Below are 13,760 nucleotides of genomic sequence, written 5' to 3'. Positions count from 1 at the left end.
ACGACAGGGTTTTTGGGACAAGAGGGTTATCAGACATGGACACCCGCCACACCCGTCGATCGTCGGTGCAATGAATAAACAAGGCACGGATCGGAGATTGCGCAAACGTTCTGCGCCCGGCAGGCACCGTTCGATTGATTGGCGCCGCTCATGTTCGCCTGAGTGGGGCGTATAAAATATTGAACCCTAATCGATGGAGTAGTAAGATGATTTTGTTGACGCTTGGTCAGCAAAGGAAGTTTTATTTAAGTCATGAAAAATGTTTATTGCATTCGTTCGACGAACGTTGATTGTGTTGCATTCGGCGAGGTCGTCCAGTTGATGGTGCGACAAGCCTGCATCTCCGCACGACACAAGTCTGATCGGTGGAAGATGAATGTTTATGACGACAATGTCTGCATCCGCTTCCTGTACAAAGCCGACGCTCTCGATTTTTCTGACGCGCTTGAAGAGATGCTTGATGAAATCATTGCGCATCACGATCTCGTAACACTCGATAGGTATGATACTGGTTCGCCTAATCGCATCGAGATGTACTTGATGCCCGCCAGTTCGCTTCGGCTGATCTGACGCGAGATTTTAGTCCTCTAAAATGCCGCGGTGCTCTCTGCCTACTGACGGCAGAGCATCGCGGCACGCATGTGCGGAACGATCAAGTTCAACTCTCGTTCGCCCAGCGGTTCATCGGATGCCACTCGCATTCGACGAAGCCATGATTACCAGAATGTTTCCCGCCGAACTGGAGGAGGTCCCCAGCACATGCGTCCCATCGTCAGTCCGAGCCGCCGCGCTGCGAATGCGGCCATCACCATCCAACCCGCAGCCAGCCAGACGGCCTGAAGCAGCAGTCCCGCAATATCCCCGAGGACGAGCGCGGCCGAGCCGAGCAGCTTGAGCGCCGCCCGAGTCCTGCCCCCCATGGCTTCGGCCAAGCGCCGAGCGCGACCAAGTTCTCCTACATCTCGCGCGACACCAAGAGCCTGAGCCGCACCTCGCTGACCAACCCGAGCTTCAAGCGCGACCATATCGTCCCCGATGGAGGAAATCGTACGAAGGGCTCCAGGGCGGATCGCCCTCTGAGCAGCCAGCCGAGTCGCGGACAGATCGAAGGCTCGGGCCGCCGCCACGGCCTCCCTCAGTGCGACCGTATCCATGGCCGAAGCAGCCATTCCGGTGAGCTTTCCGGCTAGTTCGCGCGACAGCAGGCCCGCGCGGCGAGTAGCCTTCAGCAGCCCCAATCCACGAGCGGCAGGCGCCTTGGACGCGATGCTGCTGCCGCCACTCGGTAAGAGGGCGGCGACCGTGAAGCCGGTCAACGCGAGGCCAGCCGTTGAGAGGCCAAGGATGACCTTGTCGTAGGGCTCGCCTTGGATCAGCTTGCCACCCTCCTGCCAGAGGTCACGCACGTCACTGATGCCGACGACGTCAGCGGTGAGCGCCCCTGCCATGCCCGACCATGTGTCGGCAGAGCCGGAGGTGACACCATCAAGGAACTTCTCCCCGGAATGGTTTTCGGACGGTGTGACCAAGGCTCCGAGTCTTGCGCGGCGATCAGCATCGACCTTCAAGCCACGGCTATCGGCGAGATTGAGGAAGCTGCGGGCGAGATCGCTATCGCCCTTGCTTAAAGCGTCGTCGATCTCTGCGGCAATCCGCTGTTCGGTGATGACCGATGGCAGACGGAGTTCCGTCAATCGCACGGGATCACCCGCGCCTTCGAGGAGACCAACGCTGAAAGTAGCCTGCGGAAGGGCAATGGCACCGCTGACGATCACGGCAACCACGAGGGCACCTGTCGCGGCAATCCGCCAATATGCTGATCTGACAACGATCAAGTGACGGGTCTCGCGCGCACGTCTACGGCTCATCCATGTAGTAGCGCGAGAGGCCGATCACCATCCTTCCAGAGCACCGCGGGTCTTTCCGGGTGATCGTGCGACAACCGGGCGAGGGTAGGTAACCGGAACCCCTTCCATCTGGCCCTGTTGGACCGGTGTATCGCATCTTCGAAGGAAGCTTCATGCGTAAGGGTCATCTCGTTCTCACCGCTGCCGCGATGCTCGGCCTCGGCTCGATGGCTGCTTCCGTGAATCCGGCGGAAGCTGGATGGCGCGGCGGCTACGGCGGCTATCACGGCGGCTACGGCTACCGTGGAGGCTTCGGCGGATACCGCGGTGTAGGCTTCCGTCGCGGCTACGGTGGCTATGGATATCGCGGTTACGGCTACCGCCGCGGCATTGGTCCGGGCGCCGCCATCGGCCTGGGCATCGCTGGCCTCGCAGCCGGTGCGATTGCCGCCAACTCTTATGGCTACGGCGGCTATGGCTACGGACGCCCGGTGGGCTACTACGGTGGCTACGGATATGCCCCGGCTTACGGCTACGCACCTGTCTACGGTGGCTACGACTACGGCTGGTAAGCTACCGCACAGAAGAATGGACGACGGGGCCGCCTGAGGGCGGCCCCTTTCTTTTGCGCATGGTCGTTCGAGCGTTGAGATCACTCCTTGTCAACGAACTTCGGCACCCAGGACTTTCTTGAGAAGTCCGAATCTGGCGGGTTGCAGAGATTAACTCGCCGCCTTTGAGCACTTGCAAGTCTTGGGTCCAGCAGCGTGTGGGTCAATCCAGCAGGGCCGAGAAAAGGGTATTTACCTTAGCGAGCAGAAGAACGACTGCTTGAACCGCAGGTACAGCCGCTTGGAGGAAGTTTCAGGATTTCCGAGGGACGAGCACCAAACCAGCGAAGGATTATGCGCTAGGAGGAGGTGCGTAGAGAAGCTTGTACTTCTCAGACTCAGACTCCTTTCCGTGCAGATCGAGTTCGTTCCTGGCTAGATTGAATGCCTGCTGGAAAGTCACGCCATGCGACAGCGCCCGGTAGAACGCCCGCGTAAACATGATAGCAGCTTCATCGGCGATAGAATCATCGCAGCCAACTACAGCTTCTACATGCGGCAGGATATGTTTTGAGATCGAGTCCGAGAAGCAGCAGTTCAGCACGACACACCGCACCGACCCGACAAGCCCGATCAGTCGGGCAATCGCGTCGCCCGAAACGGCAACCGCGCTTCCCTCCGCGTCCTCGAACACCAGAAGGTTGACATTGCCGTGACCGCTGAAGTGGATGAGGTCGGGTTGAGTGTTCAGGATTTCCATTTGGATTTGGTCAACCCGCACCGCCCAGGCGTGCTCGACTTCAACTCTCGTCTTTGCGTCTCGTACAGTAGCAAGTTGTGCCTTGAGGTCGTTGGCCTCACGATCGGTTTTCAATCCCCCCTCGTTCAAGGGATTAGCTGCGAGGAACAGCACCTTCATCGTCTTCGCCTTTTCAGAAATATCGACCGCCTGCCGGAACATGGTTTCCAAGTCCGACGTGGTGCCGAACAGGTCCTTCATGCCTGTCCTCACGTCTCTCGCCCGGAGCTTGCCCCAAAGGGCATTTCCTTCTGCCTTCACCGTGAGACGGTCCAAGAGATTCGAGTCGGCCTCCACTATGGCTATGACCTTATCGCTGTAAGGCCCACACTCATCAGAGAATTTCGCGAAGTGCTCGGCAATTAGTGCTTTGACTTCGCCATCGTCTTCTTGGTCGTACCAACCAAGGGTAATATCGGCCAACCCATCGTAGAAGATGCCCGCGATGCCTTTTGCAAGCCCGTTCCTGGCTTCCGTATGTTCAGAATAAGTCCCCTCGTGGATGATCTTCGTACGGAACTTCAGATCAGGTAAGCGCTCCGCGGCGAGTTGGTATAGCTTAGCCTGCACGTTGGCGGGCTGCCTCTCGATCGTGTCGAACGGTATCCCAAGGTCATCGAGCGTCAGGAGCCTGTTTTCCATGACCGACCAGACGCTATACTGCCTAACGATGCTGTCGTCGTGCTGACAGAGTTGCCTTACGATCTCACCATTCGAATGGCGAGGATGCAGAAGATTCTGTATGTCTCGATTGAGGCCAACTGTTAGAAGTGCGAGCTTCAAGACTTCCGCATCTGAGCTATCGATGTCGATGCTTAGTCCGGTCATGTCGATCTTATGTGGGCTGGTCGTCTGCATCGACGCCAACACCCGGATGGCCGGATCGATACTCGGGAAACCCTGCACCATGTCGAGCTTCCCGTCGTAGAGGCGCGACAGGGCTGCGATCGCGGCTCCGACTATCTCGGGATCACCCTCAAACTTATGAATCGTTGAACTAACGTAGGGTGTACTTCCTTCGCGCGTCCCTAGTCTGGCAAGCGCGTTGAGGCCCCAGCGGACGACCTTCCGGTCTTTCTCCCTGAGTAGCGAGCCGCAGATAATCCGCTCAAAGGCGTTCCTAGCCTCAGAGTTGAGTTGCCGGTCCTGCCGGTAGAGCCGCGTCAAATCCTGCAGCGCGCCCTTTTTCCGCAGGGGTGTGCCATTCTCAATATCAAACCGTATTAGAGCCGTCTGCCCTTCCGAGATCGTCAACACTATAAGGCGCCGCTGCCCTCACAGAAGATATCGAGCGTAGCCCTGGTCCAAGGCTCGAAGTCGTCAATATCGTTGTGTTTCTTGAGGTCGAGCCAACGGGGGTCGTTTAATGATAGGCGCCGCGTCGTTGGCTCGAACCAAGCAGGGCAGTGCCAGTCCATGACGATCACGAGGACGTCGCGCTTGTCGTCTTGGTGCACCCTCACAGATGCAATAGGTTTCGGGTCTGGAAGGCTTCCTCCGTGCATCGCTACCGCGGAGATGTCGAGGTCCCACTTAATGGCATTAAGTGAGTTCTCCTTCGCTCCGTAGTCGCCCTCGGAAAAGAGCGTGAAATCGTAGTAGCTAAGGACGCCAGGAAAGCCGATTGTCCGCCTGTCCATGAAGGTGTCCCGATCATTACGGTACCTTCCTGTTCTGTAGGAAAGAACCTCGGAGCCACGTCGCACAACGGAAAACGTCCAGACAATCAATGCTCCGCGCGTTTCTTTTCTCGACGAATAGTAATGTATGGCGTTGCACTTCTCGGCGGCACCGACGAAGCTGACCCAATCGCGCATTAGGTCTGCGCCGCAGGTTGATACGAATGCTTCGTCAATGCCGAGGAAGGGCGCGACGTGCAGATCACGGATACGACGACGGGCCTCAAATTTTTCTTTGAACTTAGCTGGGATTGTAGGGTCGGTGACCAACTCGTTCAAGAAGAAGTAGCCGGGCTCGGTGCGAAAGAATGCAGAGTGGGGATTGTAGAGCACGTCCTCGCTAAGACGGGCCTGCAGCGTCTTCACTTGGGTTCGGCCGAAAAGGTGCTTCGGAACGATTTCGGCGGTGTAAGCCGAGTCAAGAATGCCAGCCGCCGACATTGGGCGACGGCTGGCGCGCAGGACCCGCTGAGCGATCTCAAGATACGAGTCCATCGATCCCGCTGTGAAACCCGTTTGGTCGGACCTTACGTCTCCATCGCGATTGTATCAAGGAAAGTGGTTAAGGGGATATGATTGACCGGGCATGGGTGGAACTGCCGCTTTCCAGCCTTTCGTGCCCACGGGCGAACTGTCGGCTGCAGGCTGAGCCCAGATGTCTGGGATCGGCTAAACAGCCAGCGAGCAGACCTTCTGAAGGACAGCGAGGGGCCGAAAGCTGTCTCCTGAGCGGTAGAAATGAAGTAGGAAATTAGAACCACCAGCTTCACCCACGGTCGTTGAACATCTCTCGAAGTCGCTTCTCAAGCAGCAACCACAACGTCCACTTGCCGCCCACGCTGCTCCCGAACTGAGGTCCGTGTTTGGCGCGCAGTTCAGCAAGTACCTGGGCGCGGGTGGCTTCTCCATACGTCGTGACATGCGCCCGCCACCGAGCCTGTTCGATGGCGCGCTCGTACTCGGCTCGCACGTCAAGCAGTGGAAGTTGCGCTTCGCGGCGAAGAGCCTGCCGCCGAAAGATAGCGGAGAGAATCGCACCGCGATCAGGACCGGTGATAGCCGAAGCCGGATGCGCATCTTCGATAGGAAGCATGGATGTCTCCTGTTGCGAGGATGGTAAGACAGTAGCCAACATGCGTGCATCCGCCCACGTTCGAACGTGAACACGATTTCGCTTGCCGGATTTCGGATTTAAGGCAGCATCTCAGGATGCAGCTACCGAATACCGCCTCCTCGTCGGCCACTCGTCAGCATCTTACCCCCAGAACTTACTCTGGCTGGACACTCGATCGAGCCATCATCCTTGACTGCGCCTGTCCTGGTCTGCTGGCCTCGACTCTGTACTTTGGACCGACACGTCGGCAAGCCATGTTCCTGGTGATGGCGAGCATCGACTGGCTTGGACAGGCCGAGATTGCCAGCCGGTTCCGCCGTGCGATCGAAGATAGCGATGCTCTGGGCCAGAGCGATGAGGCCGTGATCGGCCGGGCTATCCTGCTTCTGCGCCGCCCACGCGATCTGGTGCGCGCTGTTTTCGGCTCCGTGCCGGACGGCCTTCTCGGCGCCATGCAGCGGCTCGGGCATGCCCCTGTTGGGGCTCCGGAGACCTACGGGGAGCTTCAGCGTCTGTTTTTCTCGGAGGTCCCAGCGGACAGGCGGAGGGTGAAGGTGCTCGGTCAGATGGCCGGTAGCCTTGTGGGCGCGCAAATCGAGATCGTCAGCCTGCTCGATCCCATGCTGCTGCATCCGGCGTTCGTTGCGCTCGTCCATGAAACGGAGCAGGTCGCGGAACTCAACGCCTCCCTGGCCTACATTCGTGCACGCTGCTCCGACGCGACCGATGAGGCGATCCGATCCTCCCTGACGCGCCTTAAACGGGACGACCATCGATCGGCCCTGTTCCGCTGGTGGTCTCATCGTTTTGACCGGCTGCCGCGCTCGCTCGACACCCGCGGCGACCCTACCCTCGTCATCCTTGGATCGGCCGAAGCCTTATCGGATGCGGCTCGGCGGTACGAGAACTGCCTCGCGACCAAGGTCGGGCAGGTCTATGTCGGCAACTACCTCTACATCGAGTATCGCCCGGCAGCACCGGAACCGGGCGTCATTGGCGAACTACGCGCGACCACGCAGGGCTACCTCCTCGAAGGTCTCTATGCTCGCAAAAACTGCCGAGTGAAGCCGGAACGCGCCGCCGTTGTACGACGCAAGCTGGCCGCCTGCGGGGTCGCTCTCTACGACCACGCTCCGGATGAGCAAGGCATCGTCACCGCGGCGGCGAAAGTGCTCAATTTCTTCAACTTCAATGAGGCCGACAACGCAGGCTGGGGCGTCGAGGCCGATGAGCCTCCGGCAAACGACATAGAGGAGCTTGAGACCGTCGCGAGCGAGGCGGCCTGATGGACACGCCCGCATATCAGCAGCCCGCGGCGGTCCAGATCATCCGCGACAAGCGCGGCGTCATCGTAGGACGCTTCCAGACGCAGCACCTCACGAAGAGGACAATCGCTCGCGACGCCCGCGGCCTCCTGGTCGGCCAGTACGATCATCGCGCCGACGTGACCCGTGATGCGCGTGGCGTTCTCGTCGGCAGCGGCAACCTGCTTCCGGCTCTGCTGCCCCGATGATGATCGAGATCGACGAACTCGACTTCCGCCGGTACTCGCCCGCGCAGCTTGCTGCCGTCCGACCGAAACTGGAACGGCTCGCCGACATCACGCGGCGTAACCTTCGGCTGCTCGACGGCGTCCTTGGGGTTGAGGCTGAAGACTCGGCCCTACGCCGGAAGCACGAACTTGTTCGCGCCGAGCTTGCCGAGACCCACTCCAGGATCGAGACGATGCGGCACGATCTGGCGACCGCGCGCTCATGGATCGACCAACTTCAGGGGCGGCTGGCGTCGATTGAGGACGACGAAGAGGACAAGCTCTACCGCAGCGTGGGGCTCGCAGCGACTGCACATACCGTCGTCATTGCCGCGGCGCGTCGGGCTCTGCTCCAACACCACCACCCCGACCGCCAGCCGTCAGAGAAGAAAGCGGCGGCTACGGCGAGCTTTCAGGCCGTCTGCACCGCCTTCCAGAAGATCAAGGAGCTTCGCGGATGATGGAGGTGCTGGTCCTAATCGCCGCGGTGTGGGTCTTCCGGCGCGCAATCGTCTGGATCATGCTCCACCTAATCGCATTCGCGGTAGGGGTCTTATTCGGCTGGCAAGCGATGGATCGCTCCTGAGACCTCTCGCTGGACGACGGCCGCAATGATGCCGCATGTACCTTTACGCCCCACGAGGTGGCAACGCCTATACGTCTCTTTGGGCGGGATGATCTGGACCATGATCGTGTGACGCTCGAAGGGCGTTGGTTCGAGCGTTCGCCTCCGGCACAAAGAAGCCGGGACATCGCTGCCCCGGCTTCCAATCTCTAAATGCCCGCTGGGATCAGCGTACCGTATTTGATCCGCTCCCAGCACTACCTGCCGCGCCAGCGGCTCCGGTGCTCGAAGCGCCTGAACCCGCCCCATCGGTGCCCGGACCTGTTGCTGCGGCACCCGCAGGGCCAGACTTCTGCGTGCCTGTCGGCAGTCCCGCGGCTTCAGAAGCCTTCGACTCTGATAACGCAGAGCCTACTCCGGTCGCAGTGCCGCCCATGCCCGTAGCTGTACCGGTTCCCGATGGGTTCTCAGCCGCAAAGGCTGCGCCACTAAAAGCCAAGGTTCCTGCAACCAAGATCATCGTGCGCTTCATCGGCCATTTCCTTGTCAGCGTGACAGATGTGAGCGGAACCTGATCCTGGCCTGCCTGTTCCAACGTAATTTTTCGAAAACCGAAGGGCCGGTTTGGGATTAAGGTGGATGCTTCCGGACCACTGGAGCGATCCACGGCTTACATCATGCCGAACCACTTGTAAGCGCATACCATCCCGAAGGTCACGAGAGCGGCGTATACCGGGGCTTTGCCTGAAGCATCGACCTTGAATAGGCCGTAAAATATTCGGAGCGAGAGGGTGGGCTTGGTGTCGTCGGGTTTGTCTTGCATCGAAGTGCCTCTGTTTGAACGAAGCGCCGAGGCAGTCCGATCTAAGGACGTCTAGGTAACGAATGAACACGAGTTGATCGCATCCGATTGCAGGGAGCGACAAGAGGGGCGCTTCGATCGCTCGTTGTGGATCGCATCGACCGGACTACTTAGGCGCCTTGTTCCCAGCGACCCATTCGCCAAGCTTCACGCATCCGTGAGCAAGAGGGTTCGGGAGAGCGTGTTGAAGGGTCAGCGGCGTCGAAGCTGGGTGTACCGGGGCTGGACGGTGATGGTCAGCCGATCGGTGCCTAAATGGGTGGCATACGCGTACCGGCTGGGATCGTCGAAGCCTGAAGGGCCATTCGTGGGCGACACCCCGGAGCAAGCTGTTGCGGCGGTGCAGGCGTTCATCAACGCGGACTACGACGACGAACCCGCACAAACGTCACCGGGCGGCTAGTAGGGGCGATTGCCTAGACGTCGGGAAAAGAAAGTGCCAAGACCTTCCAATCTCGGCCTCTTCCTGCAATATATAAAATCTTTTTCGAATGCCGCCTCAGCGACAAGATCACTACTGCGGTCTTGGTGCCGACCCGGTAATATTAATTATTCTGCGCGCGGTTCGGTGGACGAGGATTGTCGATGAACGGTACGGTTAGGCGCTCGGCGCGAGCGTTCATCGTTTCGGTGGCTGCGTTCGCCCTCGAAGCGACCGCGGCAGCAAACGCGCAGGAAGCCCGGCCGACGAAGGTGGGTACGTGTGCTCGAACGACGATCGCGAGCATATCCGGTAGATTTCGAGAAAAGCTGACGCGCCCGACGCCGACCGATGATGGGGATGGCACCGTCGTCAACCTGAAGAACAACGCTAACGGGGCTTCCTACGATTTTGTTGAAGCCGTCTACAATTCGAAGGTCGGAGACCGCGTCCTCGTATGTCTGGTGCATGTCCCAACCGGTTGTCCCGAAGGCGATACGCGAGGGAAGTATTATACGACCACCAACCTGCGGACGCTCCAGTCCTGGACGTTGATGAACGACACGCATGGGTGCGGAGGGGCGTAAAGCTGGCCTTACCACGACCGATCGGCTCAGCGCGAACCTTAATCCCTGCTCGTACACCTTGTAGCATCCTGTCATGCCGCCCAAAGTTATGGCGGGTGAACGAGGTAGGTGGGGCATGCCGGTCCGGTACGGGCGTTGGGTGATCGTGCTGACGACGGTCGGCGAGGATGAGTGGAGCGCGATGGCCTATGGGCCGGGCGGTCAGGTGGGCGGGCGGTCTGGTGCGGCGCTCGGGAATTCAGACCTTTCATTGGTCTTGAACTCGTCGAAGAGCTTCATCGACGCGGATTAGAGACAAACAGGGCATCGTGCTGCTGAAATCTGAGTTGCCCCCTGGAGTCGTTAATCCAGCGAACCGGAGAAGGAAGTTTCAGGAACACGAGAGCGCGGCTGCCGTTTCAAGGGCAGTGTCCACCATTAAGGAAGGAACTTCCATGAAGCGTATCGCGATCGCTCTTGTTGGCACCCTTGCTCTGACCGGCGCCGCCTTCGCGGCTGGCGACACTACAAAGAAGGGCGGCGACGCAGCCCAGACAGGCTCCAACGCGACCGGAACCACAACTTCGGGCGCTTCCGGGTCCGGCTCCGGTCAGCCGATGAAGAGCGACAGCACCGGCTCCACCGGGACGAGCGCGCCGATGAAGGGAAGCCCGAACGCTTCTGGTGCGCAGATAAAGAACGATGCCTCGGGCTCCGGCTCGATGGGCACCGGCTCCAGCACGACCGGGACCGGCACCTCCCGCTGATGTACCAAGGGGCTCGGGTCCCGACCCGGGCCTCCCTCAGTCCTCGACCGCGGAAAGCCCGCGGAGATTGCCCAACGGCTCGGAAGCCTGCCTGGAATAGTCCCAAGCCTCGGCCAATGCTGACGCTGCGGCTGGAGGACGGCGTTTGTGTCACGGTCGAATGGCGGCAAACCGACAGTCTATACGGGTAGGGGTGGAAGACGGCGGCTTACATGCGAAGTGCACCCGCGACCCTCCACGACCTTTCGTCGGTGCTCCTCGACGCGTACACCGAGGGCACCCAGCATAATGGCTTCCAGAAGCGACAACGGCGCAGGGTCCGAAGACCGCTGCGCCGCTGGATCGGGCCGCTGAGGGGGCGATAGCGGCTTAAGGCGTTTATGCTCCGCCGTTGGTGTCGTGGATGTGCGTGAAGGCACAACTGCCCCCTATGATGAATCGCGCAGAGCGTAGGCACGCAGGTGAACGAGCGGGCGAGACCTAAGCAGTTCGGAGCCAGCGCCCCCGTCGAGACGCTTGCCGGGACAGTCGAGCGTGTTACCTTCCACAATGCCGAGACTGGCTTCTGCGTGCTCAAGGTACAGGCCCGCGGCAAACGCGATCTCGTTCCCGTGATCGGGCATGCGCCTGCGATCGGAGCAGGCGAGTGGATCACCGCGACCGGCATCTGGTTCACCGATCGCCAGCACGGCCTCCAGTTCAAGGCCGACACGCTGAAGGCGACGCCACCTACCGGGGTTGAGGGCATCGAGAAGTACCTTGCCTCCGGCTACATGCGCGGCATCGGCCCGGCGATGGCAAAGCGCATCGTGGCCCTATTCGGAGAAGGCACCTTCGAGATCATCGAGGCCGAGCCCAACCGCCTAATGGAGGTCGGTGGCATCGGCCCGAAGCGCGCCGAGCGAATCGTACGCGGCTGGGCTGAGCAAAAGGCGGTGCGGGAGATCATGCTCTTCCTGCACGCTCATGGCGTCGGCACGGCCCGTGCGGTGCGCATCTTCAAGACCTACGGCCACGAGTCGATCAAGGTCATGACCGAGGACCCGTATCGCCTCGCCAAGGATATCCGCGGCATCGGCTTCAAGACGGCTGACGCGATCGCCATGAAGCTCGGGCTGACGATGGAGGCGCCTCAGCGCTTGCGGGCTGGCGTATCCTTCGCCCTCCAGACGGCCATGGACGAGGGTCACTGCGCGCTGCCGATTGCTCGCCTGACAGAACTTGCCCAGAAGCTGCTGGAGGTCGAGGCTGGCCTAATCCGCTCCGCGGTTGCTGAGGAGATCGAGCGCGGCGAGGAGGTCATCCAGGACATCATCGGCGATCAGGCGTGTGTGTTTCTCCGCGGCCTTCACGCAGCCGAACGCGGCATCGCCGACCGCCTGATCGAGCGGGCGTCCGGCACGCCGCCCTGGTCGGAGATCGACCTCGATAAAGCGCTGCCGTGGGTCGAACAGAAGACCGGCAAGGCGCTCTCGCCATCGCAGGCAGAAGCGATCCGGCTGCTGCTCGCATCCAAGCTCTGCGTCATCACGGGCGGCCCGGGCGTAGGGAAGACCAGCACGCTCGACTCCGTGCTGCGCATCCTCCGAGCCAAGGGCGTGCACGTACTCCTGGCTGCTCCAACCGGCCGCGCCGCCAAGCGGATGACCGAGCAGACCGGATTGGAAGCAAAGACCATTCACCGCCTGCTGGAGATCGACCCCAAGCACGGGGGCTTCACACGGGACGAGGAGAACCCGCTCGTTTGCGACCTACTCGTCATCGACGAAACCTCGATGGTGGACGTGCCGTTGATGAACGCGCTGCTGAAGGCGGTGCCGCCGCGGGCAGGTCTGCTTCTCGTGGGCGACGTCGATCAGCTACCCTCAGTTGGACCGGGGCAGGTGCTGGCGGACGTGATCGCGTCCGAACGCGTGCCAGTGGCCCGACTGACTGAAGTGTTCCGGCAGGCCGCCGAGAGCCGGATCATCGTCAACGCCCACCGGATCAACAACGGCCAGATGCCAGAAAGACCTCATCCAGGCGAGAAGGCTGACTTCTACCTGATCGAGATCGACGACCCTGAGGTCGGTGTCGCCAAGCTGATCGAGATCGTCACACGGCGCATCCCGCGGACTTTCGGGTTCGATCCCGTGCGGGACGTCCAGGTGCTGACACCGATGCTTCGAGGCTCGCTCGGCTCGCGCAACCTCAACCATGAACTCCAGCGCGTGCTGAATCCGAACCCACCGGCACAGGTCGAGCGCTTCGGCTGGCGCTTCGCGCCCGGCGACCGAGTGATGGAAACTCAGAACGACTACGACCGCGAGGTGTTCAACGGCGACCTCGGCATGGTGGCCCGCATCGACGATGAGGAAGCTGCGGTGATCGTCACCTTCGACGAGCGGGAGGTGATCTACCCATTCGGCGAACTCGACACGCTGGTCCCAGCCTTCGCCACTACGATCCATAAGAGTCAGGGTTCGGAGTACCCGGCCGTGGTGATCCCGATCGTGACGCAGCACTTCAACATGCTCGCCCGCAACCTGCTCTACACGGGCGTGACTCGCGGCAAGCAGCTTGTGGTGCTGGTCGGCCAGCGGAAGGCGATCGGCATGGCCGTGCGGAGCGGCCAGACCAAGCGTCGCTTTACGAAGCTGCGCGAGCGGCTTGAACGATCTCAGGACCACGGGGGCATGCTTGTCCGGACAAGATAGGCCGAGATGCGGACAGATAAATAATCCGCAACATCTCAGAGGCTTCCATAATGCGTTATCGTGATCTCGTCAGCCCGCCGCCGCGGGACCCATTTCCTAACGAGGCATCTCTCACCGTCCACATCGATGACGAAGCCGTTCTTCAAGAACTCCTCTGGGATCGAGAGGATGTTGAAATTGTCGAACGTGCTGCTTCCGTCATGCCGAACTCGTCGCTGGTCTACGTTCGCTGCGAGGGTGAAGAGGCAGCAGAGGCAATTTGGGAGGCATGGCTCCCGTATCATCCGAGCGAGCGCAAGCGCAGGAACTCGGATCGCTGAACGACCAATCCAACAGGCTGCCTCGTGTCTCCAAGCTTCTGC

At 60.5% G+C, this 13,760-nt stretch carries 15 protein-coding genes; 10 read left to right on the top strand and 5 right to left on the bottom strand.

Going from position 1 to position 13,760, the window contains the following annotated elements:
- Positions 1-186: 186 nt before the first annotated feature.
- Both E4V01_RS24630 and E4V01_RS24625 read right to left on the bottom strand, forming a co-directional pair.
- Positions 187-477 carry a hypothetical protein gene (locus tag E4V01_RS24630; RefSeq protein WP_135300198.1) on the bottom strand — a complete coding sequence of 97 codons (291 nt, stop codon included), beginning with the start codon at positions 475-477 and terminating at the stop codon, positions 187-189.
- 239 nt (positions 478-716) lie between these two features.
- Positions 717-1,784 (bottom strand): hypothetical protein, encoded by a 1,068-nt coding sequence (locus E4V01_RS24625; protein ID WP_135300197.1) that lies wholly within the window; start codon positions 1,782-1,784, stop codon positions 717-719.
- Between the two features lie 236 nt (positions 1,785-2,020).
- On the opposite strand from E4V01_RS24625, the gene E4V01_RS24620 reads away from it, so the two are divergent.
- The gene (locus tag E4V01_RS24620) at positions 2,021-2,419 is read left to right on the top strand and encodes a hypothetical protein (RefSeq protein WP_135300196.1); all 399 of its coding nucleotides are present in this window, start codon (positions 2,021-2,023) and stop codon (positions 2,417-2,419) included.
- Positions 2,420-2,750: 331 nt separating this feature from the next.
- On the opposite strand, the gene E4V01_RS24615 is transcribed toward E4V01_RS24620, so the two are convergent.
- The 3 genes from E4V01_RS24615 to E4V01_RS24605 all read right to left on the bottom strand — a co-directional run bounded on the left by E4V01_RS24615 (position 2,751) and on the right by E4V01_RS24605 (position 5,969).
- Positions 2,751-4,451, bottom strand: a complete 1,701-nt coding sequence (locus E4V01_RS24615) for a CHAT domain-containing protein (RefSeq protein WP_135300195.1) — start codon at positions 4,449-4,451, stop codon at positions 2,751-2,753.
- A 2-nt stretch (positions 4,452-4,453) separates the two neighbouring features.
- Complete coding sequence (locus E4V01_RS24610; RefSeq protein ID WP_371688542.1) at positions 4,454-5,242, bottom strand: hypothetical protein; 789 nt, start codon at positions 5,240-5,242, stop codon at positions 4,454-4,456.
- 400 nt (positions 5,243-5,642) lie between these two features.
- Entirely contained in the window at positions 5,643-5,969 is a 327-nt protein-coding gene (locus E4V01_RS24605) for a hypothetical protein (RefSeq protein ID WP_135300193.1), read from the bottom strand.
- 275 nt (positions 5,970-6,244) lie between these two features.
- On the opposite strand from E4V01_RS24605, the gene E4V01_RS24600 reads away from it, so the two are divergent.
- The 9 genes from E4V01_RS24600 (at position 6,245) to E4V01_RS24565 (ending at position 13,718) form a co-directional block, all read left to right on the top strand.
- The gene (locus tag E4V01_RS24600) at positions 6,245-7,276 is read left to right on the top strand and encodes a hypothetical protein (RefSeq protein WP_245517699.1); all 1,032 of its coding nucleotides are present in this window, start codon (positions 6,245-6,247) and stop codon (positions 7,274-7,276) included.
- Positions 7,276-7,503, top strand: coding sequence for a hypothetical protein (locus E4V01_RS24595; RefSeq protein ID WP_135300192.1), 228 nt, complete (start codon positions 7,276-7,278; stop codon positions 7,501-7,503). The genes E4V01_RS24600 and E4V01_RS24595 overlap by 1 nt, the downstream gene beginning before the upstream one ends.
- Positions 7,500-7,982 (top strand): molecular chaperone DnaJ, encoded by a 483-nt coding sequence (locus E4V01_RS24590; protein WP_135300191.1) that lies wholly within the window; start codon positions 7,500-7,502, stop codon positions 7,980-7,982. The genes E4V01_RS24595 and E4V01_RS24590 overlap by 4 nt, the downstream gene beginning before the upstream one ends.
- A 1,150-nt stretch (positions 7,983-9,132) precedes the next feature.
- On the top strand, positions 9,133-9,351 hold the full coding sequence (locus tag E4V01_RS26025; RefSeq protein ID WP_135300190.1) for a hypothetical protein: 219 nt from the start codon (positions 9,133-9,135) through the stop codon (positions 9,349-9,351).
- Positions 9,352-9,533: 182 nt separating this feature from the next.
- On the top strand, positions 9,534-9,956 hold the full coding sequence (locus tag E4V01_RS24580; protein WP_245517698.1) for a hypothetical protein: 423 nt from the start codon (positions 9,534-9,536) through the stop codon (positions 9,954-9,956).
- A 115-nt stretch (positions 9,957-10,071) separates the two neighbouring features.
- The gene (locus tag E4V01_RS25950; protein WP_193763306.1) at positions 10,072-10,248 is read left to right on the top strand and encodes a hypothetical protein; all 177 of its coding nucleotides are present in this window, start codon (positions 10,072-10,074) and stop codon (positions 10,246-10,248) included.
- Between the two features lie 142 nt (positions 10,249-10,390).
- Positions 10,391-10,702 (top strand): hypothetical protein, encoded by a 312-nt coding sequence (locus E4V01_RS24575; protein ID WP_135300189.1) that lies wholly within the window; start codon positions 10,391-10,393, stop codon positions 10,700-10,702.
- Between the two features lie 461 nt (positions 10,703-11,163).
- Positions 11,164-13,398 carry an ATP-dependent RecD-like DNA helicase gene (locus E4V01_RS24570; protein ID WP_135300188.1) on the top strand — a complete coding sequence of 745 codons (2,235 nt, stop codon included), beginning with the start codon at positions 11,164-11,166 and terminating at the stop codon, positions 13,396-13,398.
- Positions 13,399-13,448: 50 nt separating this feature from the next.
- On the top strand, positions 13,449-13,718 hold the full coding sequence (locus tag E4V01_RS24565; protein ID WP_135300187.1) for a hypothetical protein: 270 nt from the start codon (positions 13,449-13,451) through the stop codon (positions 13,716-13,718).
- Positions 13,719-13,760 lie beyond the last annotated feature (42 nt).

Origin of the sequence: Methylorubrum sp. Q1 (assembly GCF_004683995.1) — a bacterium.
In the GTDB taxonomy this organism is placed as follows: domain Bacteria; phylum Pseudomonadota; class Alphaproteobacteria; order Rhizobiales; family Beijerinckiaceae; genus Methylobacterium.
This window is presented reverse-complemented; position numbering and strand designations above follow the sequence as displayed.

What these genes read in the sequence shown, in the direction of transcription:
- E4V01_RS24630 (WP_135300198.1), bottom strand. Translation starts at nt 477, where the DNA reads ATGCGCAATGATTTCATCAAGCATCTCTTCAAGCGCGTCAGAAAAATC.
- E4V01_RS24620 (WP_135300196.1), top strand. Translation starts at nt 2,021, where the DNA reads ATGCGTAAGGGTCATCTCGTTCTCACCGCTGCCGCGATGCTCGGCCTC.
- E4V01_RS24605 (WP_135300193.1), bottom strand. Translation starts at nt 5,969, where the DNA reads ATGCTTCCTATCGAAGATGCGCATCCGGCTTCGGCTATCACCGGTCCT.
- E4V01_RS24600 (WP_245517699.1), top strand. Translation starts at nt 6,245, where the DNA reads ATGTTCCTGGTGATGGCGAGCATCGACTGGCTTGGACAGGCCGAGATT.
- E4V01_RS24595 (WP_135300192.1), top strand. Translation starts at nt 7,276, where the DNA reads ATGGACACGCCCGCATATCAGCAGCCCGCGGCGGTCCAGATCATCCGC.
- E4V01_RS24590 (WP_135300191.1), top strand. Translation starts at nt 7,500, where the DNA reads ATGATGATCGAGATCGACGAACTCGACTTCCGCCGGTACTCGCCCGCG.
- E4V01_RS24580 (WP_245517698.1), top strand. Translation starts at nt 9,534, where the DNA reads ATGAACGGTACGGTTAGGCGCTCGGCGCGAGCGTTCATCGTTTCGGTG.
- E4V01_RS25950 (WP_193763306.1), top strand. Translation starts at nt 10,072, where the DNA reads ATGCCGGTCCGGTACGGGCGTTGGGTGATCGTGCTGACGACGGTCGGC.
- E4V01_RS24575 (WP_135300189.1), top strand. Translation starts at nt 10,391, where the DNA reads ATGAAGCGTATCGCGATCGCTCTTGTTGGCACCCTTGCTCTGACCGGC.
- E4V01_RS24565 (WP_135300187.1), top strand. Translation starts at nt 13,449, where the DNA reads ATGCGTTATCGTGATCTCGTCAGCCCGCCGCCGCGGGACCCATTTCCT.